Source organism: Bordetella genomosp. 6, from assembly GCF_002119705.1.
Taxonomy (GTDB): Bacteria; Pseudomonadota; Gammaproteobacteria; order Burkholderiales; family Burkholderiaceae_B; genus Bordetella; species Bordetella bronchiseptica_F.
Map to the genome: position 1 here is coordinate 2,422,523 of NZ_CP021107.1, position 19,825 is coordinate 2,442,347.

The following is a 19,825-nucleotide window of genomic DNA, read 5'->3' on the forward strand; positions in this document are numbered from 1 at the left end:
GCTGCGTGGCGATCTTGTGAACCGTCGGCGGCCGCTCGGCATGACGTTAACGTAAACGTAAGTCGTTGGCGACTATGTTACGCCCGAAATGGCCGCGCATTGTCTTGTCGGCGACAATGTGGGCGCCCGGGCGCCGCGAGCGTGCCGGCGCAGCCGGCGCGGGCCTACAGCAGGCCGGCCGGACGCGTCTTGCCGCCGCGCGCGGCCAGCGCGCGCCGGTGCTCGGCCCGCCGCCGGCGCGACTCCTTGGGATCGAAACTCAGGCCCCGGTAGATTTCCACCCTGTCGCCATCGGCCAGCGGCGCGTCGGCCGCCTGCGCCTTGCCGAACACCCCCACCCCATGCGCCCAGGGGTCCTGGCCGGGGTGCGCCGCGGCAAAGCCGCTGGCGGCCACCGCGTCGGCCACCGTGGCGCCGGCCGGCAGCGTGACGGCGCGCTGCCACGCCCCGTCCGGGCGTGCATGGCAGACCGTCACGCGCAGCGAACCGGCGGGCGCCGGCGCGTCATTCGCCATACTTGGCCTGCGCGCGCTTGGTGAACGAATCGATGAAGCTGGCCGCGATACGGTTGAATACCGGGCCCACCACCATCTCGAGGGCCCGGTTGGAGAACGCGTACTCCAGCGTGAACAGCACCTTGCAGGCATCCTCGGCCAGCGGCTGGAAGACCCAGTGCCCCACCAGCATCGAAAACGGTCCGTCGACCAGCTCGAGATCGATGCGCTGCGGATAATCGTGCGTATTGCGCGTGCTGAAGCGCTGCTTCAGGCCCGCGAAGCTGATCAGGATCGAGGCCTGCATGCCATGTTCGGAACGCGAGTGCACCTCGGCGCCGCCGCACCACGGCATGAATTCGGGGTATTTCTCGACATCGGCCACCAGGTCGAACATCTGGGCGGCCGAATACGGAACGAGGACGGATCGTTGGACTTTGTGCATCAGCTATCGCAAATGGCTAGAATGCTAGGATTTTACCGGCACTGCGCGCCCTTACCATTGTCTCCATGAGTATTATCGATAACCGCAAGGCCACGCACGACTATTTCATCGAGGACCGCTACGAGGCTGGCATGGTCCTGGAAGGATGGGAAGTGAAGGCCATCCGCGAAGGCCGCGTGCAATTGAAGGAAAGCTACGTCATCGTGCGCGATGGCGAGATCTACCTGCTGGGCATGCACGTCAGCCCGCTGCCCACCGCGTCCACCCACGTCCGTCCCGACGCCACCCGCACCCGCAAGCTGCTGCTCAAGGCCGAGGAAATCCGCAAGCTGATCGGCAAGGTCGAACAGCGCGGCTACACGCTGGTTCCGCTCAACCTGCATTACAAGAACGGCCGCATCAAGCTGGACTTCGCGCTGGGCCGCGGCAAGAAGCTGTACGACAAGCGCGACACCGCCCGCGAAAAGGATTGGCAGCGCGAAAAGGAACGCGTCATGAAGCACGACACGCGCGTCAGCCAGCGCGATTCCTGATGCGGTCGCGGCCGGCCTGCTTGGCCGCGTACAGCGCCGCGTCCGCCCGCTCCACCAGCACCGGCAGCGTATCTCCCGCGCGATATTGCGCCACCCCGCCGCTGAACGTATAGGCCAGCGCCTTGCCGCCGTGCGAGCACGGCGTGGCGCGTACGGCGGCCAGCAGGCGCTCGGCCACGCCCACCCCCGTGTCGCTGTCGGTATCGGGCAACAAGGCCACGAACTCCTCTCCGCCCAGCCGTCCGATGACATCGCCGCTGCGCAGCAGCGCGGTGGCCAGCGAACCGAAATGCCGCAGCACCACATCGCCGGCGGCATGCCCGTGCTGGTCGTTGACCTGCTTGAAGCGGTCGATGTCCAGCGCCAGCAGCGTCAGCGGCCGGCCCGTGCGCAGCGCCCGCGCGCACAGGCGCTCGCCCTCGCGCCACCATGCCTTGCGCGACAGCAGTCCGGTCAGGAAATCCTGGTTGGCCTCGCGCTCGCGCTCGGCCAGCATGCGGTCATGGATCATCATGATCATGCCCAGCGTCATGCTGGGCATGACCAGCACGCCGATCGCCAGGAAAGCCACGTTCCATACCGATGACTGCAACAGCCCCTGGGTCTGTTCGATCTGCAGGCCGTAGACGGCCGTGCGCAAGGCATGGCCCAGGGCCGCCACGGTGGCGGTCACCCCGGCGAACCAGTAGCTGTAGCGCGACCGCCGCGCCGGCATGTTGCGGTAGATCGTCCAGGCGCTGCCGCCCCACAGCAAGGCATGCAGACCCGAGGCCGCGACCACCCGGGCGTTGACCGAGGGGTCGACATAGTGGAACCAGATATTGGCGCCGATCGACAGCGCCAGCCCCGACAGCAGCAGGCGCCACGGCGGGCGCCGCTGCATGAAGCGGAAGATGCCGGCGCAAAACAGCATGACGCCGGACGAGATCAGCACGTTGGGCGCCTGGATGGCCAGCCACGGCGGCGTGGCGGGGTTGGCCTGCAGCGTGAACAGCAGCAGCGAGCACAGCACCAGCACGTTGGCCCACATCAGCTCGCGGATGCCCGCGATGCCGCTGCGCAGCAGCGAACCCAGGACCCCCAGCGTCACCAGGCTCGACAGGGAGGAAATCACCAGCAGGGTGACCGGGGCCAGCATGGGAGCGGGGGACGCTATGGCGCGGACGCGAAAGGACGCGCCGCGGCCGGCGCGTCCGGGGTGGACCTCACGCGCCCTTGGTCGACTTGACGATCGTCATGGCCGAGGCGATGAGCCCGCCCACATCGGACAGGTTCGACGGCAGGATGAGCGTATTGCCCTCCTTGGCCACGTTGCTGAAGGCATCCACGTAGCGCTCGGCGACCTTGAGATTGACGGCTTCCATGCCGCCGGGCTGGCGCACGGCCTCGCCCACCTGCTCGATCGCCTTGGCGGTCGCCTCGGCAATGGCCAGCACCGCCGCGGCCTCGCCCTGGGCTTGGTTGATCTGCGCCTGCTTCTCGCCTTCGGAGCGCGCGATCGCGGCCTCGCGTTCGCCGGTGGCGATGTTGATCTGCTCCTGGCGGCGCCCCTCGGAGGCCGCGATCAGGGCGCGCTTCTCGCGCTCGGCGGTGATCTGCGCCTGCATCGCGCGCAGGATTTCGTTGGGCGGCGTCAAATCCTTGATCTCGTAGCGCAGCACCTTCACGCCCCAGTTCAGCGCGGCCTCGTCCAGCGACGCGACGATGGTGCTGTTGATGAACTCGCGCTCCTCGAACGTGCGGTCCAGCTCCAGCTTGCCGATCACCGAGCGCAGCGTCGTCTGCGCCAGCTGGGTGATGGCGGAGATGTAGTTCGACGAGCCGTACGACGCGCGCATCGGATCGGTGACCTGGAAGTACAGCACGCCGTCGACCTGCAGCTGCGTGTTGTCGCGCGTGATGCAGACCTGGCTCGGCACGTCGAGCGGGATTTCCTTGAGCGAGTGCTTGTACGACACCCGTTCGATGAAGGGAATCACGAACCCGGCGCCCGGCGACAGCACGCGGTCGAACTTGCCCAGCCGCTCCACCACCCAGGCATGCTGCTGCGGCACGATGGCGATGGCCTTGATCACGATCATCAGCGCCAGGATGACGATGACAATCAGGACCACAGTGGAAACGTCGATCATGGTAGATACCCTCTGCTAGTGAAGCCTGCCGGCGCCGGCAGGCAAGGTCATGGTTGCGCGGCGGGCGCGGGCGCCAGCACCAGGCGCGTGCCGCGTATTTCGGCGATGATGTGGCGGCCGCCCTGGCGCGGCTGGCCATGGACAAGCTCGGCCTGCCATTGCGCGCCCCGGTAATACACCTGGGTCGTGCCCGCTTCGGACCACGCATCCACCATGACGGACTGGCCGATATCCAGGTTGACGTCGGCGTTGCGCGCGGCGTCGACCTCGCGCTTTTTCAGCACGCCGGTGCGGCGCAGCACCAGCAGCCCCAGCAGCGCCACCAGGCCGCACGCCACCAGTTGCCAGGCCAGGTCCGCCCCCAGCCAGGCCGCGATGCCGCCGGCGGCCAGGCCCAGCGCCACCAGCAGCAGGTAAAACGTACCGGAGCCCACCTCGCCGATCAGGGCAACGGCGGCCAAACCGAACCAAATCCACATAGCGTTCCGTCCCGAGTTTCAATATATGGCAACGATTGTACGTATTTCCCGCCCCTCGCGCCTGTCACGCCATACCTTTATCATGACGTTCCCCCTATCCCGCCGCCGGCCCCATACCCCGCCATGACCGCCGCCCTGCCCGTCCTGATCCTGCATACCGGCAATCCCGCCGCCGCCCTGCGCGCCGCGCACGGGGGCTACGCCGACATGCTGCGCCAGGCCGCCGGCCTGGACGCCGCCGATACGCACGTGGTGGCCTCCTACAAGGACGAGGCGCCGCGCGCGCCCGGCGCCTACCGGGCCGCGCTGATCACCGGCTCGCCGGCCATGGTGACCGACCGCGAGCCCTGGAGCGAGGCCGCCGCCGACTGGCTGCGCCAGGCCGCCAGCGCCGGCCTGCCCATGTTCGGCATCTGCTACGGGCACCAGCTGCTGGCCCACGCGCTGGGCGGCGTGGTGGGCGACAACCCGGCCGGCCGCGAGCTGGGCACCCTGCCGGTCGAACTGCTGCCCGCGGCCGCCGCGGACCCCTTGCTGGCCGGCCTGCCGGCCGCCTTCGACGCCCAGATGATGCACGAGCAGGCCGTGCTCGCCCCGCCGCCGGGCGCCGCCGTGCTGGCGCGCTCGGCCCAGGACGCGCACCAGATGCTGCGCCTGGCGCCGCGCATCTATACGGCCCAGTTCCACCCCGAATTCACGCCCGGGTTCGTCGCCGCCCATCTGCGCCACCACGCCGCGCTCTATGCCGCCGAAGGGCTGGACGTCGAAGGCCTGGCGCGCGCGGCCGGCCCCACGCCGCTTGCCGCCTCGCTGGTGCGCCGCTTCCTGGCCTGCTGCGCCTAGCCGCCGGCGCCGCAAGACGAAAAAAAGCCTCGCCGCAAGGGGCGAGGCTTTCTTTTTCCAGCGGACGCTTACTTGGCCAGTTGCTGCCAGGTCTCCACCACCGTGTCCGGGTTCAGGGACATGGACAGGATGCCTTCGTCCTTGAGCCACTGGGCGAAATCGGGATGGTCGCTGGGACCCTGGCCGCAGATGCCCACGTACTTGTTGGCCGCCAGGCACGCCTTGATCGCGCGGCGCAGCATGAACTTCACCGCGTCGTCGCGTTCGTCGAAGTCGGCCGCCAGCAGCTCCATGCCGGAGTCGCGGTCCAGGCCCAGCGTCAGCTGGGTCATGTCGTTCGAACCGATGGAGAAACCGTCGAAGTACTCGAGGAACTGTTCAGCCAGGATGGCGTTGGAAGGCACCTCGCACATCATGATCAGCTTCAGGCCGTTCTCGCCGCGCGCCAGGCCGTGGGCGGCCAGCAGGTCCACGACCTTCCTGGCCTGGCCCAGGGTGCGCACGAACGGCACCATGATCTCGACGTTGGTCAGGCCCATTTCGTCGCGCACTTTCTTGAGCGCCTCGCATTCCATGCGGAAGCACTCGTCGAAATCGGCGGCGATGTAGCGCGACGCCCCGCGAAAGCCCAGCATGGGGTTCTCTTCCTCGGGCTCGTAGCGCGAGCCGCCCACCAGCTTGCGGTACTCGTTGGACTTGAAGTCCGACATGCGCACGATCACCGGCTTGGGCCAGAAGGCCGCGCCGATGGTCGCCACGCCTTCGGCCAGCTTCTCGACGAAGAAGGCGCGCGGGCTGGCGTGGCCGCGGGCGGCCGACTCGACCGCCTTCTTCAGCTCGCCATCGACATTCGGATAATCCAGCACCGCCTTGGGGTGGATGCCGATGTTGTTGTTGATGATGAATTCCAGGCGGGCCAGGCCCACGCCGGCGTTGGGGATCTGCGCGAAGTCGAACGCCAGCTGCGGATTGCCCACGTTCATCATGATCTTGACGTCGATCGGGGGCATCTCGCCGCGGCGCACTTCCTCGACCTCGGTCTCGATCAGGCCGTCGTAGATGCGGCCTTCGTCGCCCTCGGCGCACGAGGCCGTCACGGCCTGGCCGTCCTTGAGCAGGTCGGTCGCGTCGCCGCAGCCGACCACCGCCGGAATGCCCAGTTCGCGCGCGATGATGGCCGCGTGGCAGGTGCGTCCGCCGCGATTGGTGATGATCGCCGAGGCGCGCTTCATGACCGGCTCCCAGTTGGGATCGGTCATGTCGGTGACCAGCACGTCGCCGGCCTGGACCTTGTCCATTTCGGAGATGTCGGCCACCACGCGCACCTTGCCCGCGCCGATCTTCTGGCCGATGGCGCGGCCGGTCACCAGCACCTGGCCGGTGGCCTTCAGGCGGTAGCGCTGCTGCACGTCATTGACGCCCTGCTGCGATTTCACCGTTTCCGGACGCGCCTGCAGGATGTAGATCTTGCCGTCCACGCCGTCGCGGCCCCACTCGATGTCCATCGGGCGCTGGTAGTGCTTCTCGATGATGACCGCGTAGCGCGCCAGTTCGATGACTTCGTCGTCGGTCAGCGAATAGCGGTTGCGTTCGGACACCGGCACATCGACGGTGCGCACGGCGCGGCCCTCGGGACGCTCGGGATCGAATTCCATCTTGATCAGCTTGGAGCCGATGCGGCGGCTGACGATGGGATAGTTGCCGCGCTCGAGCGCCGGCTTGAAGACGTAGTATTCGTCCGGGTTGACGGCGCCCTGCACCACCGTCTCGCCCAGGCCGTACGACGAGGTGATGAACACCACGTCCTGGAAGCCCGACTCGGTGTCGATGGTGAACATCACGCCGGCGCTGCCCTTGTCGGAACGCACCATGCGCTGGATGCCGGCCGACAGCGCGACTTCGGCGTGGGCATAGCCTTTGTGCACGCGATACGAAATGGCGCGGTCGTTGTACAGCGAGGCGAAGACGTGGCGGATCTTGTCGAGCACGTCGTCGACGCCCACCACGTTGAGGAAGGTCTCCTGCTGGCCGGCGAACGAGGCGTCGGGCAGGTCTTCGGCGGTCGCCGAGGAACGCACCGCGAACGAACCCTTGCCGTCGGCATCGAGCTCGGCGAATGCGGTGCGGATCGCCTGTTCGAACTCAGGCGAGAACGGCGCATCGATCACCCATTGACGGATCTCCGCGCCAGCGCTGGCCAGCTCGCGTACGTCTTCGGGGTTGAGGGTGGAGAGGCGGTCAGCGATGCGCTTGTCCAGACCGGAAGCCTGCAGGAAGTCCCGGAAGGCCTGGGCGGTCGTGGCAAAGCCGCCGGGCACGCGTACCCCCGCGCCGGCCAGCTGACTGATCATTTCACCTAATGATGCGTTCTTGCCTCCTACCGAGTCCACGTCCGTCATGCGGAGCTGCTCGAACGAAACCACATACGACATTGAAGTCACCTTTTACAATGGAATGAAAGCGAGTTTGGTCAATGCAGCTCAACTGCGCTGACCAAACTGGCCTTGGACCGCCCCTTGGGGTGACTTATTAGGGGGCGATTGTACTCGCTTGAGCACAAGCCACCCGGTACCTGGTTGGAATTTTTTACACATGACTTCTACCCCTATTGAACGTGCGGTCTACATCGTTTCGGACAGCACCGGCATCACCGCCGAGACCTTCAGCCACTCCGTGCTATCGCAGTTCGACGAGGTCAATTTCAAGCCCGTACGCCTGCCTTTCATCGATACGCTGGAGAAGGCGCGCGAGGTGGTGGCGCGCATCAACCGCAACGCGCTCGAAGCCGGCGTGCCGCCGATCGTCTTCAGCACCCTGGTCAACCCCGAGATCCTGGCGCTTGTTCGCCAGTCGAACGGTGTTTTCCTCGACCTTTTTGGAACATTCGTCAGCCACATCGAGCAGGCCTTGGGCTTGAAGTCCAGCCATTCCATCGGCCGCTCCCACATGGCGGCCAACTCCGAGAAATACCGCAACCGTATCGACGCCATCAACTTCAGCCTGGCGCACGATGATGGGCAGTTCGTCAACCAGCTGGACCAGGCCGACGTGATCCTGGTTGGCGTGTCGCGCTGCGGCAAGACGCCGACCAGCCTCTACCTGGCCATGCAGTACGCGGTCAAGGCCGCCAATTTCCCGCTCACCCCGGATGATTTCGAACGCGGCGCGCTGCCCAAGACCATCGCGCCGTACCGCGGCAAGCTGTTCGGCCTGTCGATCCAGCCCGAGCGGCTGGCCGAGGTGCGCAACGAACGCCGCCCCAACAGCCATTACGCGCGCCTGGAGCAATGCCGCTACGAAGTGGCCGAGGCCGAACGCATGATGCGCCGCGAGGGCATTTCGTGGCTGTCGACGACCACCAAGTCGATCGAGGAGATCGCCACCACGGTGCTGCAGGAAGTCGGGCTGGAGCGCGTCTAGGCGCGCGGATCAGCGGCGCTGGCGCCGCTGCTCGAACAGGCAGATGGCGGCGGCCGCGCCCACATTGAGCGACTCGACCGCCGCCGCCTCGTGCGGGATGTGCACGCGCAACGCGGCGGCCCGCAGCAGCGCCTCGGCCACGCCCTGCCCTTCGTGGCCGAACACCCAGGCGCAGCGCGCCGGCAGGTCCGTGTCGTAGAGCGAACCCGAGCGCTCCAGGGTGGTCGCCACCAGCGGCACGTCCAGCCGCGGCAGCACCGCCTCCAGATCCAGGTGTTCGTGGATATGCAGGGCGAAATGCGCGCCCTGGCCGCTGCGCAGCACCTTGGGCGACCATGCCGCGGCCGTGCCGGCGGCCAGCAGCACCCGGCGCACGCCGGCCGCCGCGCAGGTGCGCAGCAAGGTGCCGACATTGCCCGGATCCTGGATCCGGTCGAACAGCACGCAGTTCTCGTCGATGCGCTCGGGCAGCGCCGGCTCGGGCGCGTGGGCCACGAACACCACGCCCTGGCCGCTTTCTACGCTGGCCAGCCCCTGCAGCAGGCGCGAATCCAGCGCCAGGCAGTGCTGCGGCGGCACCTGGTCGGCCAGGGCCCGGATCTCGGGATGGTCCAGCCGCGCGGCGTCGAACAGCGCCTGGATGGGCGCGCCCTGGTGCGCCAGCCAGGCCTGGCACAGATGCACCCCGTCGAGCAGGATGCGGCCGTCGCGGCGGCCGCCGCCGGCGGCCAGCCTGTGCAACGCCTTGACCGCCGGGTTGTCGCGCGAGCTCAGGTGTTTCATGGCGCGCCGTACGCCTTGATCGGCGCGAAACTGCGCCGGTGTTCGGGGCACGGGCCGTGCTCGCGCAGCAGGGACAGGTGCTGCGGCGTGCCGTAGCCCTTGTGCTGGTCGAATCCGTACTGGGGATACAGGGCATGCAGGCGCAACAGATCGGCGTCGCGCGCCGTCTTGGCCAGGATCGACGCGGCGGAGATCGCCGGCACCAGCGCATCGCCCTTGATCACGGTCTGCACGGCGCAGCGCAGCTTGGGCGCCTGGTTGCCGTCGACCATGGCAAGTTCCGGCGCCACGGCCAGGCCGGCCACCGCCCGCTGCATCGCCAGCATGGTGGCGCGCAGGATGTTCAGGCTGTCGATTTCCTGCACGCTGGCGCTGGCCACGAACCAGGCCAGCGCCTGGGCGCGGATCTGCCCGGCCAGCGCTTCGCGCTGCTCGGCCTTGAGCACCTTGGAGTCGGCCAGGCCATCGACCGGCCGCTCCGGGTCCAGGATGACGGCGGCCGCGTAGACCGCGCCGGCCAGCGGGCCGCGGCCGGCTTCGTCGACCCCGGCGATGATGGCGGGCAGCGGCGCCAGCGTGCCGAACAGGTCAGGCTGCTCCACCGGCCACCTCCAGAATCGCCTGGGCGGCCAGCGCCGGCGTATCGCGCAGCAAGTCCTGGTGCAAGGCGGTAAAGCGCGCCTCGATACGCGCCGCGCCCGCCTCGTCGGTGAGCGCCTGCCAGGTTGCCTCGGCCAGCGCGGCCGGCGTGGCATCGTCCTGCAGCAGCTCCGGCACGGCGAAATCGCGCAGCAGCACATTGGGCAGCCCCACCCACGGCAGGTAGGGACGCTGCTGCCCCGATTTCCAGGCCATGATGCGCCGCATCCACGGCGACAGCACATACGAAATGACCATGGGGCGCTTGTACAGCGCCGTTTCCAGCGTGGCCGTGCCGCTGGCCACCAGGACGGCGTTGCTTGCCTCCATGACCGACCAGGCCACCGGCGTCTCGCCCTGCCCGTCGGCGGCCGTCACGCAGCGCAGGCCCGGCACCGGATGGCGGGCCGCGATGGCCTCGAACTCGGCGCGCCGCTGCGGATTGACCATGGGCACCACGCACTGCAGGCGCGGATCGCGCCGCACCAGCTCGGCCGCGGCCTGCAGGAAACGCGGCGCGAGCAGGCGGATCTCGGACGAGCGGCTGCCCGGCAGGATGGCCAGCACGCGCGCGTCGGCGTCGATGCCCAGCCGCGCGCGGGCCGCGGCCCGATCGGGCTGCATGGGGATCACGCCGGCCAGCGGATGGCCGACATAGGTCACCGGAATTCCTTCCTTGCGATAGAGCGCTTCCTCGAACGGAAACAGCACCAGCATGTGGGAGACGGCGGCGCGGATCTTGTTGATGCGCTCGTAGCGCCAGGCCCAGATCGAGGGGCCGACGAAATGCACGGTGGGGGTGCCGGCCTGGCGCAGCTGGTGCTCCAGGCGCAGGTTGAAATCCGGCGCGTCGATGCCCACGAACACCGACGGCGGGTCGGCCAGCAGGCGCCGCTTGACGTCGCCGTAGGTCGACAGCAGGCTGGGAATCCGCTTGAACGCGTCGATGTAGCCGAACACCGTGAGCGCATGCATGGGGTGCCAGGCCTCGAAGCCGCGCGCCGCCATCTGGGGCCCGCCGATGCCGGCGCAGCGCACATCGGGCGTGCGGGCCTGCAGGCCCGCGATGATGCGCCCGGCCAGCAGGTCGCCCGAAGGCTCGCCGGCGACCATGCCTATGCGCAGGCTCATGGCCGGATGATGCCGCGCGTCGAAGCGTCCAGGAAGTCCAGCATGGTCTGCAGATGCTCGGCGACATCCGGCTCGGCCTGCTGGCGCGCGCGCAGCTCGGCGCGCGCCTCGTCCAGCGACAGTCCGCGCCGGTAGATCGACTTGTACGCATCGCGCAGCGCCGAGATGGCCGCCGCCGGGAAACCGCGCCGCTTCAGGCCTTCGACATTGACGCCCACGGGCCGGCACGGATTGCCCGCGGCCAGCACGAACGGGGGCGCATCCTGCATCAACGAGCTGTTGCCGCCGGTCATGCTGTGCGCGCCGATCTTGGCGAACTGGTGCACGCCGGTCAGACCGCCCACGATGGCCCAGTCGCCCACGTGCACGTGGCCGCCCAGCTGCACCGAGTTGGCCAGGATGGTGTTGTTGCCGATATGGCAGTCGTGCGCGATGTGCACGTAGGCCATGATCCAGTTGTCGTCGCCGATGCTGGTCACGCCGCCGTCCTGCACCGTACCGGTGTTGAACGTGGTGAACTCGCGCACCGTGTTGCGATCGCCGATGACCAGCCGTGTCGGTTCGCCGCTGTATTTCTTGTCCTGCGGCATGCCGCCGATGGAGCAGAAGCGGTAGAAACGGTTGTCGCGCCCGATGCTGGTCACGCCGTCGAGCACGCAGTGCGCGCCGACCTCGGTGCCCGCGGCAATGCTGACTCCCGGCCCCACCACGCTGTACGGGCCGATCACGACCGAACTGTCGATCTGTGCCGCGGGGTCTACCACGGCGGTGGGATGGATGTTTCCTGACATTTACTCTTCCAGGCTACGGATCGCGCACATCAGCTTGGCTTCGGCGACCAGTTGGCCGTCGACCAGGGCCCGGCCCTGGTACTTGCAGATGGTACGCGACAGGCGCTCGGCCTCGACCTCCAGCCGCAACTGGTCGCCCGGCACCACGGGTTTACGGAAGCGCGCGCCGTCGATGCCCACCAGGTAGTAGGCGGTCTTGGCACCGTCGCACTTCAGCCCGCCGTTCTCGTCGGTGAACGAGAACAGGGCCGAAGCCTGCGCCATGGCCTCGACGATCAGCACGCCCGGCATGACCGGATGGTGCGGAAAATGGCCCGTGAAGAACGGCTCGTTGATCGAGACGTTCTTGATGGCAACGATGGATTTGCCGGGCACCATCTCCAGCACACGGTCGATCAGCAGCATCGGGTAGCGATGCGGCAGCCGGTCCATGATCCCCTTGATGTCGAGTTCCATTTGTTTTCCTGCAAAGCAAAAATAGATTATGTTGCAACGCGCCGCCAACCGGGCGCGCGGGCCGCGCGGGATTATTCCCGCTCGAGGGCCCGCAGGCGCCGGCGCAGCAGCGCCAATTGCTGAATGACCGCGGCGTTGCGCTGCCATTCGCTGTGTTCGGCGTAAGGATACACGCCGGTGTAGCGGCCGGCCTTCGCGATGTTCGATGTCACCGCGGTGCCGCCCGAGATATTGACGTCGTCGGCGATGGCCAGGTGCCCCGACAGCATCGAGGCGCCGCCGATGGTGCAGCGCTCGCCGATGGTGGTCGAGCCGGCGATGCCGACACAGGCGGCAATGGCGGTATGGGCGCCGATCCGCACGTTGTGCGCCACCATGATCTGGTTGTCCAGCTTCACGCCGTCGCCCACGACCGTGTCGTCCAGCGCGCCGCGGTCGATGGTGGTGTTGGCGCCGATCTCGACGTCGTTGCCCACCCTCACCCCGCCCAATTGCGGGATCTTGCCCCAGGCGCCGCGGCCCAGCGTGGGGTCCGGCGCGAAGCCGAAGCCGTCGGCGCCCAGCACGGCGCCGCTATGGATGATGGCCCGCTCGCCCACGTGCACGCCCGCATACAGGGTGACCCGCGGATGCAGCAGGCTGTCGGCCCCCACCGTGGAGCCGGCGCCGACCACGCAGCCCGGCCCCAGCCTGGCGCCGCGCCCGATGCGGGCGCCCGCCTCGATGACGCATTGCGCGCCGACGCGCGCATCGGCGTCGATCTCGGCGCTGGGGTCCACCACCGCGGACGGGTGCACGCCGGCGGGCCCGGCAGGCCGGCTGGCGCGCTCGAACCACTGCGCCAGGCGCGCATACAGCAGATAGGGATGCTTGCACGCCACCAGCACGGGGCCCGCCCCGCCCTGCTCCTGCCGGGCCTGCGCGACGTCGGGCGTCACGATGACCGCGGCCGCGCGCGTGGTGGCCAGCTGATTCTGGTAGCGGGGATTGGACAGGAAGCTGATTTCCTCGCTTCCCGCCGAAGACAGCGTGCCGATGCCGCGGATCCTGGGCAGATCGGCGGCATCGGGGGCGCTCAGGTGCCAGTCCAGCCCCTTGGCATCGGTGCCGGCCAGCAGGACATCGAGAGCGAGCGCGTTTTCAGGGTCCAGCAGAACCGGCATGGGCGTGCTTATCGGCCCAGGCTCTGGATCACCTTGTCGGTGATGTCGATACGGGGGTTGACCGTAACGGCGTCCTGGATGATGAGGTCGTAGTTCTCTTGCTCGGCGATGCGCTTGATGGCGTCATTGGCCTTGGTGACGATGCTCGAGAACTCTTCGTTGCGGCGGCGGTTGAAGTCCTCCTGGAACTCGCGGCGCTTGCGCTGCAGGTCCATGTCGAGGTTGCTCAGCTCGCGCTGGCGCTTGACACGGTCCGACTCCGACAGCACCGGGGCGTCCTTGTCGAATTTCTCGGCCTGCGAGCGCAGGCTGCTGCTCAGGCGCTGCAGTTCGTCGTCGCGGCGCTTGAATTCGGATTCGATCTTGCTTTGCGCCGCCTTGGCGGGACCCGATTCGCGCAGGATCCGCTCCGTGTTCACGAAGCCGATCTTGGTGCCTTGCGCCTGCGCGGTGACCGCCGCAGACGACCCGAACAGCAAAGCACCCGCCAGCGCCAGCGATACGCCCAGCTTGCCGGCCCCTCGTTTGGCGCGCTTGGAACCCGAGGTATTAAGTGCGAAATCAGACATCATGAAAATCTCACCTTCCAATGAGGTAAAGCAAAGACGATATTGTGCCACTAAACTGCGGGACGGCCGGGCAACCGGCCATTTCCCATGTTTTCATGCGTAACGGCTCGCAGGCTTCCCCGAAGCGGTCAGAAGCCCGTGCCGATCTGGAACTGGAACGCCTGCGTGTCGTCGCCGGACTTGGAATTCAGCGGGCGGGCATACGACAGCTGCAGCGGGCCCAGCGGCGACTGCCACGACAGGCCGATACCGGCCGAGAAGCGCCAGCCGCACGGATCCTCCACTTCGCTGCCCGGCTTGCCGGCCGTGCACGACATGCCGCTGCCGGCCGCGACCTGGCCAGCATCGGTGAATACGAACCAGCGCAGCGTGCGGTCCTTCGAGGCCCCCGGGAACGGCAGGTACAGCTGGGCGTTGGCCACCATGCGGCGCGAACCGCCGATGTAGTCGCCCGTGAGGCGGTCGCGCGGGCCCAGCGAGGCGCCCTCGTAGCCGCGCACCGTGCCGATGCCGCCGGCGTACACGTTCTTGATCACCGGATAGTCCAGGCCGCCATAGCTGCGGCCATAGTCGATCATGCCGTTCAAGGCCAGCGTGTAGCTGCGGCCCAGCGGCAGGTAGTACTGCTGCTGCGCGGTCAGCAGGTAGTACTTCAGGTCCATCGTGGAGAAGTCGCCCTTCAGGCGCGTGTACGCGCCCTTGGTCGGCGCCAGCGCGCTGTCGCGCGTGTCCTTGGACCAGCCGGTGTTGAAGATCAGCGCGTTGGTCGAATCGCCGTACTGGTCGACGAAGTCGCGATAGGCCAGCGGCGAGTTGTTGTACAGGTCGATCTGGTTGCGCTCGAACGTGCCGCCCAGGAAGATCCGGTCGTACTCGGAGATGGGCACGCCGAAGTTCATGCCCAGGCCCATGGCCTTCACGCGGTAGTCGCCGTCGTTGTTGTCCCACGGCTCGGTGACGCGGTAGTACGCCGAGGTGGTGCGGCTGATGCCGTCTTTGGTGAAATACGGATCGGTGTGCGAAAGCACCACGGCGCGGTTGGTCTTGCTGGTATTCAACTGCAGCGTCAGGTTGGTGCCGCTGCCGAATACGTTGTCTTCGCTGATGCCGGCCGACAGGATCGCCTTTTCGGACGAACCGTAGCCCACGCCCAGGTTGATGATGCCGGTGGGCTTTTCCTTGACGTCCACGTTGACGTCGACCTGGTCGGGCGAGCCCGGCACCGGATCGGTCTTGACGTTGACCTCGTTGAAATAGCCCAGGCGGTCGACGCGGTCGCGCGACACCTTGATGTCGCCCGCGTCGTACCAGGCGGCTTCCTGCTGGCGCATTTCGCGCCGCACCACTTCGTCGCGGGTGCGCGTGTTGCCGCCGATCTGGATGCGGCGCACGTACACGCGGCGGCTCGGGTCGACGTAGAACGTGACGTCGGCCTCGTGCTTGGCGCGGTCGAGCTGCGGGTTGGGGTTGACGTTGGCGAACGCGTAGCCCAGGTCGCCCAGGTAGTCGGTGATGGCCTTGGCCGAGTTGTTGGCCTTGGCGGCGGAGAACACCTCGCCCGGCTTGATCTCGACCAGGTTGTTGATTTCGCTGTCCAGGCCCATCAGATTGCCGGCCAGCTTCACCTCGCGCACCTTGTAGGGCTCGCCCTCGTGCACGGTGATGGTGATGTAGATGTCCTTGCGGTCGGGCGAGATGGTGACCTGGGGCGGCTCGACCGTGAACTCCAGGTAGCCCTGGTCCAGGTAGAACGAGCGCAGCCGCTCGATGTCGCCTTCCAGCTTCTCGCGCGAGTACTTGTCGGTATTGGTGTACCAGGTCAGCCAGCCCGGCGTGGTCAGGTCGAACTGGTCGAGCAGATCGCTTTCCGAGAAGGCCTTGCTGCCGACCACGCGGATTTCGCGGATCTTGGCCACTTCGCCTTCGAACACGTCGAAACTGACGCCCACCCGGTTGCGCGGCAGCGGCGTGACCGTCGCGGTGACTTCGACGCCGTACTTGCCCTTGGCCAGGTACTGTTCCTTCAGTTCGTACTCGGCCCGCTCGAGCATGGACTGGTCGAAAATGCGCCCTTCGCCGAAACCCACCTGCGCCAGCGACTTGGTAATGGCCTTGGAGTCGAACTCGCGCATGCCATTGAAGCTGATCGAGGCGATCGTGGGCCGTTCCTGCACCACGACCACGACCACGTTGTTGTCGGTCTGGATCTGCACGTCGCTGAAAAAGCCCGTGCCGTACAGGCGGCGCACCGCCTCGGTGGCCTCTTCGTCGGTGAACTTCTCGCCGACCTTGACCGGCAGGTAGCCGAACACCGTGCCGGCGTCGGTACGCTGAATGCCCTCCACGCGGATATCCCGCACGACAAAGGGCTCGAAGGCATGGGCCAGCGCGGGCGCGAGAAGCGCGGCGGCTAACAAACCCGGTATAACGCCCTTTTTGTGGTGAAACATCCGGCGTAGAGACATCCTTGGGTATCCTCGGTCGTGCAAATGGCGGGGGATTTTATTCTATTCGTGCCTAAGTGAACAGGCGCGCAAAATCATTAAACAGTGCCAATCCCATCAATCCTGCGAGCAGGCCGATGCCGGCTCGCTGGCCGATGTCGATCCAGCGCTCGGAAACGGGACTGCCTTTTACAATTTCGACGAGATAGTACAGCAGATGCCCTCCGTCCAACATGGGTATCGGCAGCAGGTTCAATACACCCAGGCTGATACTGATCAGCGCCAGGTAGGCAATATAGGCTTCCAGGCCGATCCGGGCCGTCTGGCCGGCGTAATCGGCGATCGTGACCGGGCCGCTGATATTGCGCCAGGAGACCTCGCCCAGCACCATCCGGCCCATCATCCGCAACGACAGCCAGGCCGTGTCCCAGGTGCGCTGCACCCCGCGCCAGACGCTGTCCACCACCCCGTAGCGCACCGTGACCATGGGGATGTCCCCGCCCAGCTGCACACCGATGCGGCCCACCTCCTGGCCCTGCACGGACTCGGCGCGCGGCACCACGGTCAGGGTCAGCCGGTCGGCGCCGCGCTGCACCGTCAGGGCCAGGGGCTGGCCGGCATGGCGCTGGATCAGGGCCACCAGCGCGCCGGCGTCCAGGTCGGCGGCCTGGCCGGCCGCCACGATCAGGTCGCCGCCGCGCAGGCCGGCCTGCTCGCCGGCGCCGCCCGCGATGACCTCGCGCACCACCGGCCTGGGCTGGGCCAGGCGCAGGCCGGTCTCGGCCAGCGGGTCGCCGTCGGCCGGGTCCAGGCGATTGCCGCCCGGCACCTGCAGCACGAGCCCGCGCGCCGCGCCGTTGGCGCCGCGCACCTCCAGCTGCGCCTCGCCCTGGCTGGAAAGCACGTCCAGCAGGCGCCAGCGCGCGTCGTTCCAGGAATCGACCGCGCGCCCCTGCACCGCCTCGATGCGGTCGCCGGCCGCCAGGCCGGCCTGCGCGGCCGGCGTGCCGGCCGCCGGCTGGCCCACCACCGGCGCGGGCACTTCGGTGCCGGCCAGGTTCAGGCCGGCATACAGGACCACGGCGAGGAAAAGATTGAACAGCGGCCCGGCCGCCACGATGGCGATGCGGCGCCCGACCGGCTGGGCATTGAAGGACCGCGCCGCCTCGGCCGCGCTGGCGCCGGCGGGGGGATCGTCCTGCATCTTGACGTAGCCGCCCAGGGGAATCGCGGAAATGGCCCACTCGGTGCCGTGGCGGTCGGTGCGGCGCGCCAGCACCCGGCCGAACCCGACGGAAAAGCGCAGCACGCGCACGCCGCACAGCCGGGCGATCCAGTAGTGGCCCAGTTCGTGGAACGTAATCAGGGTGCCCAGGGCGACGACGAAGGCCAGCAGCGTGAAAAGCATGGATCAGACTCGGGTGGACGCGAAAGGCGGCCCGGCGCGTCACGCCAGGCCGAGATTGCCGGCGAATGAGCGCGCGCGCGCATCCAGGTCGAGCACGTCATCCAGGCTGGTCAGGGTAACAGATGCCTGCTTGGCCTGCCACTCGAGCACCGCCTCGATGACCCGGGCGATCCAGGTATAGCGCAGGCGTCCTTCCAGGAACGCCGCGACCGCGATTTCGTTGGCCGCGTTCAGGGCCACGCAGGCCGGCTGGCCGGCGCGCAGCGCCTCGAACGACAGCGCCAGGCACGGAAAGCGCTGCAGGTCGGGCTGCTCGAAATCCAGCCGCCCCCAGCGCGTCAGGTCCAGCAGCCCCACCCCGCTGGCCAGGCGCTCCGGGAAACCCAGCCCGTAGGCGATGGGGGTGCGCATGTCGGGCTGGCCCAGCTGCGCCAGCACCGAGCCGTCCTCGTACTCGACCATGGAATGGACCACGCTCTGCGGATGGACCAGCACGTCGATGCGCTCGGACGGCATGGCGAACAGCCAATGGGCCTCGATGACCTCCAGCCCCTTGTTCAGCATGGTGGCCGAATCGACCGAGATCTTGCGCCCCATGCTCCAGTTGGGATGCGCGCAGGCCTGGGCCGGCGTCACTTCGTGCAGATCGGCCGGATCCTGGCGCCGGAACGGGCCGCCGGAGGCGGTCAGCAGCAGGCGCCGCACGCCGGGCGCGGGCGCGGTGGGCGCGGTCGCCCGGGCGCCCTGCGGCATGCACTGGAAGATGGCGTTGTGTTCGCTGTCGATGGGCAGCAATTCGGCGCCGTTGTCGCGCACGGCCGCCATGAACAGCGACCCGGCCGCCACCAGCGCCTCCTTGTTGGCCAGCAGCACCCGCTTGCCGGCTTGCGCCGCGGCCAGGGCCGCCGGCAGGCCGGCGGCGCCGACGATGGCGGCCATGACCGTGGTGCACTCGGGCGCGGCGGCCGTCTCGGCCAGCGCGCGGGGCCCGACCCGCACCTCGGGCACGGCGGCGTTGCCGCGCCAGGCGGCGCGAAAGCGCGCGGCCGCCGCATCGTCGGGCACCACCACCACGGCGGCGCCGCAAGCGGCCGCCTGGGCGGCCAGCTTGTCCATGCGGCTATAGGCCGACAGGGCATACACGCCCAGCCGATCGGGGTGGCGCGCGATGACGTCGAGCGTACTGTCGCCGATCGATCCGGTCGATCCCAGGACGGCGACGCGTTGAAAGCGGGTCAAAACAACACTCCAGACATGAGCAGCGCCAGCGGCGCCACCGGCAGGATCGCGTCGATGCGGTCATAGACGCCTCCGTGGCCGGGCAGCAGCGCGCTGGAATCCTTGCGGCCGGCGCGGCGCTTGAGCAAGGACTCGAACAGGTCGCCGACGATGGATACGACGCCCAGCAAGGCGGCCACCGGCAACGCCAGCCACCAGGACCAGCGTTCGACCAGCGCCTGGCCATAAGTTCCGTCCCACTGGCTGCTCAGGGCGATCCAGGCGACCGCCCCCAGCACGCCGGCCACCGCGCCCGCCACCGTCTTGCCGGGACTGACCCGCGGCGCCAGCTTGCGTTTGCCGAAGGCACGGCCGGCGAAATAGGCGGCGATATCGGCCACCCACACCAGCGCCAGCAGCGACACCACGTAGGCGCCGCCGCGCGACAGGTACATCAGCGCCAATACCGACCAGGCGGCCAGCACGGCGGGAATGGCGAACAGCGTCCAGCCCAGGCTGGCCGCCGGCGCGTCGGCGCGGCCGCGCACGACCGCCGAGCCGGCGCCCAGCAGCCAGACGGCCACGACCGCCGGGGTGAGCCAGTAGCCGACCCAGATCTCGAGCCGCAGGCCGGGCACGCCGCCCTGGATCCAGGCCCGCGCCATGGCCAGCATCGCCGCCAGCAGCGCCGCCGCCAGGCCGATGCACAGCGCCGCCGAGGGGGGCTGGCGCACGGTCAGCCGCAGCCACTCCCAGGCGGCGCAGGCCGCGCCCAGCGCCAGCAAGGCGACGAACCACCAGGGGTTGGCCAGCGCCAGGGTCAGGGCCAGGACGGCAAGCAGTACGGCGGCGGTGATGATGCGCTGGCCCAGCATGA

At 68.2% G+C, this 19,825-nt stretch carries 20 protein-coding genes; 3 read left to right on the forward strand and 17 right to left on the reverse strand.

Annotated elements, in window-relative coordinates:
- Nucleotides 1-164 precede the first annotated feature (164 nt).
- Entirely contained in the window at nt 165-515 is a 351-nt protein-coding gene (locus tag CAL11_RS11310) for an RnfH family protein (protein ID WP_015063760.1), read from the reverse strand.
- Nucleotides 505-939, reverse strand: coding sequence for a type II toxin-antitoxin system RatA family toxin (locus tag CAL11_RS11315; RefSeq protein ID WP_003811752.1), 435 nt, complete (start codon nt 937-939; stop codon nt 505-507). The genes CAL11_RS11310 and CAL11_RS11315 overlap by 11 nt, the downstream gene beginning before the upstream one ends.
- A 65-nt stretch (nt 940-1,004) precedes the next feature.
- On the opposite strand from CAL11_RS11315, the gene smpB reads away from it, so the two are divergent.
- A complete protein-coding gene (gene smpB, locus CAL11_RS11320) occupies nt 1,005-1,472 on the forward strand; it encodes an SsrA-binding protein SmpB (protein ID WP_015063759.1) in 468 nt (155 codons plus the stop codon).
- On the opposite strand, the gene CAL11_RS11325 is transcribed toward smpB, so the two are convergent.
- From CAL11_RS11325 to CAL11_RS11335, 3 genes are all read right to left on the reverse strand, one after another.
- A complete protein-coding gene (locus CAL11_RS11325) occupies nt 1,453-2,610 on the reverse strand; it encodes a GGDEF domain-containing protein (protein ID WP_015063758.1) in 1,158 nt (385 codons plus the stop codon). The genes smpB and CAL11_RS11325 overlap by 20 nt on opposite strands.
- Before the next feature lie 67 nt (nt 2,611-2,677).
- Nucleotides 2,678-3,604, reverse strand: a complete 927-nt coding sequence (locus CAL11_RS11330) for an SPFH domain-containing protein (RefSeq protein WP_015063757.1) — start codon at nt 3,602-3,604, stop codon at nt 2,678-2,680.
- A 47-nt stretch (nt 3,605-3,651) separates the two neighbouring features.
- Entirely contained in the window at nt 3,652-4,083 is a 432-nt protein-coding gene (locus CAL11_RS11335) for an NfeD family protein (protein WP_086092989.1), read from the reverse strand.
- 123 nt (nt 4,084-4,206) lie between these two features.
- On the opposite strand from CAL11_RS11335, the gene CAL11_RS11340 reads away from it, so the two are divergent.
- The gene (locus tag CAL11_RS11340) at nt 4,207-4,926 is read left to right on the forward strand and encodes a glutamine amidotransferase (protein WP_086092990.1); all 720 of its coding nucleotides are present in this window, start codon (nt 4,207-4,209) and stop codon (nt 4,924-4,926) included.
- Between the two features lie 68 nt (nt 4,927-4,994).
- Here the strand turns inward: CAL11_RS11340 and ppsA are convergent, their stop codons facing one another.
- Entirely contained in the window at nt 4,995-7,358 is a 2,364-nt protein-coding gene (gene ppsA / locus CAL11_RS11345; protein ID WP_015063754.1) for a phosphoenolpyruvate synthase, read from the reverse strand.
- 160 nt (nt 7,359-7,518) lie between these two features.
- Here ppsA and ppsR point away from each other — a divergent pair, with 160 nt between their 5' ends.
- Entirely contained in the window at nt 7,519-8,346 is an 828-nt protein-coding gene (gene ppsR / locus CAL11_RS11350; protein ID WP_015063753.1) for a posphoenolpyruvate synthetase regulatory kinase/phosphorylase PpsR, read from the forward strand.
- Nucleotides 8,347-8,355: 9 nt separating this feature from the next.
- Here ppsR and CAL11_RS11355 read toward each other — a convergent pair whose 3' ends face one another.
- The 11 genes from CAL11_RS11355 to CAL11_RS11405 form a co-directional block, all read right to left on the reverse strand.
- A complete protein-coding gene (locus tag CAL11_RS11355) occupies nt 8,356-9,129 on the reverse strand; it encodes a TrmH family RNA methyltransferase (protein WP_015063752.1) in 774 nt (257 codons plus the stop codon).
- A complete protein-coding gene (gene rnhB / locus CAL11_RS11360; protein ID WP_086092991.1) occupies nt 9,126-9,731 on the reverse strand; it encodes a ribonuclease HII in 606 nt (201 codons plus the stop codon). The genes CAL11_RS11355 and rnhB overlap by 4 nt, the downstream gene beginning before the upstream one ends.
- Nucleotides 9,718-10,899 (reverse strand): lipid-A-disaccharide synthase, encoded by a 1,182-nt coding sequence (gene lpxB, locus CAL11_RS11365; RefSeq protein ID WP_033461328.1) that lies wholly within the window; start codon nt 10,897-10,899, stop codon nt 9,718-9,720. The genes rnhB and lpxB overlap by 14 nt, the downstream gene beginning before the upstream one ends.
- Nucleotides 10,896-11,690, reverse strand: a complete 795-nt coding sequence (gene lpxA / locus CAL11_RS11370; protein ID WP_086092992.1) for an acyl-ACP--UDP-N-acetylglucosamine O-acyltransferase — start codon at nt 11,688-11,690, stop codon at nt 10,896-10,898. Before lpxA ends, lpxB begins: the two co-directional genes overlap by 4 nt.
- Entirely contained in the window at nt 11,691-12,146 is a 456-nt protein-coding gene (gene fabZ, locus CAL11_RS11375; RefSeq protein ID WP_003811776.1) for a 3-hydroxyacyl-ACP dehydratase FabZ, read from the reverse strand.
- A gap of 71 nt (nt 12,147-12,217) precedes the next feature.
- Nucleotides 12,218-13,309 (reverse strand): UDP-3-O-(3-hydroxymyristoyl)glucosamine N-acyltransferase, encoded by a 1,092-nt coding sequence (lpxD, locus tag CAL11_RS11380; RefSeq protein ID WP_015063748.1) that lies wholly within the window; start codon nt 13,307-13,309, stop codon nt 12,218-12,220.
- Between the two features lie 8 nt (nt 13,310-13,317).
- Nucleotides 13,318-13,881 (reverse strand): OmpH family outer membrane protein, encoded by a 564-nt coding sequence (locus CAL11_RS11385; RefSeq protein WP_003811782.1) that lies wholly within the window; start codon nt 13,879-13,881, stop codon nt 13,318-13,320.
- Nucleotides 13,882-14,006: 125 nt separating this feature from the next.
- Nucleotides 14,007-16,343: an outer membrane protein assembly factor BamA gene (gene bamA, locus CAL11_RS11390; protein ID WP_015063747.1), complete on the reverse strand. Its 2,337-nt coding sequence runs from the start codon at nt 16,341-16,343 to the stop codon at nt 14,007-14,009.
- Between the two features lie 52 nt (nt 16,344-16,395).
- Nucleotides 16,396-17,730 carry an RIP metalloprotease RseP gene (gene rseP / locus CAL11_RS11395; protein ID WP_086092993.1) on the reverse strand — a complete coding sequence of 445 codons (1,335 nt, stop codon included), beginning with the start codon at nt 17,728-17,730 and terminating at the stop codon, nt 16,396-16,398.
- Between the two features lie 39 nt (nt 17,731-17,769).
- Nucleotides 17,770-18,969, reverse strand: a complete 1,200-nt coding sequence (locus tag CAL11_RS11400; protein ID WP_086092994.1) for a 1-deoxy-D-xylulose-5-phosphate reductoisomerase — start codon at nt 18,967-18,969, stop codon at nt 17,770-17,772.
- Nucleotides 18,966-19,823, reverse strand: a complete 858-nt coding sequence (locus CAL11_RS11405) for a phosphatidate cytidylyltransferase (RefSeq protein WP_015063744.1) — start codon at nt 19,821-19,823, stop codon at nt 18,966-18,968. Before CAL11_RS11405 ends, CAL11_RS11400 begins: the two co-directional genes overlap by 4 nt.
- Nucleotides 19,824-19,825: the final 2 nt, after the last annotated feature.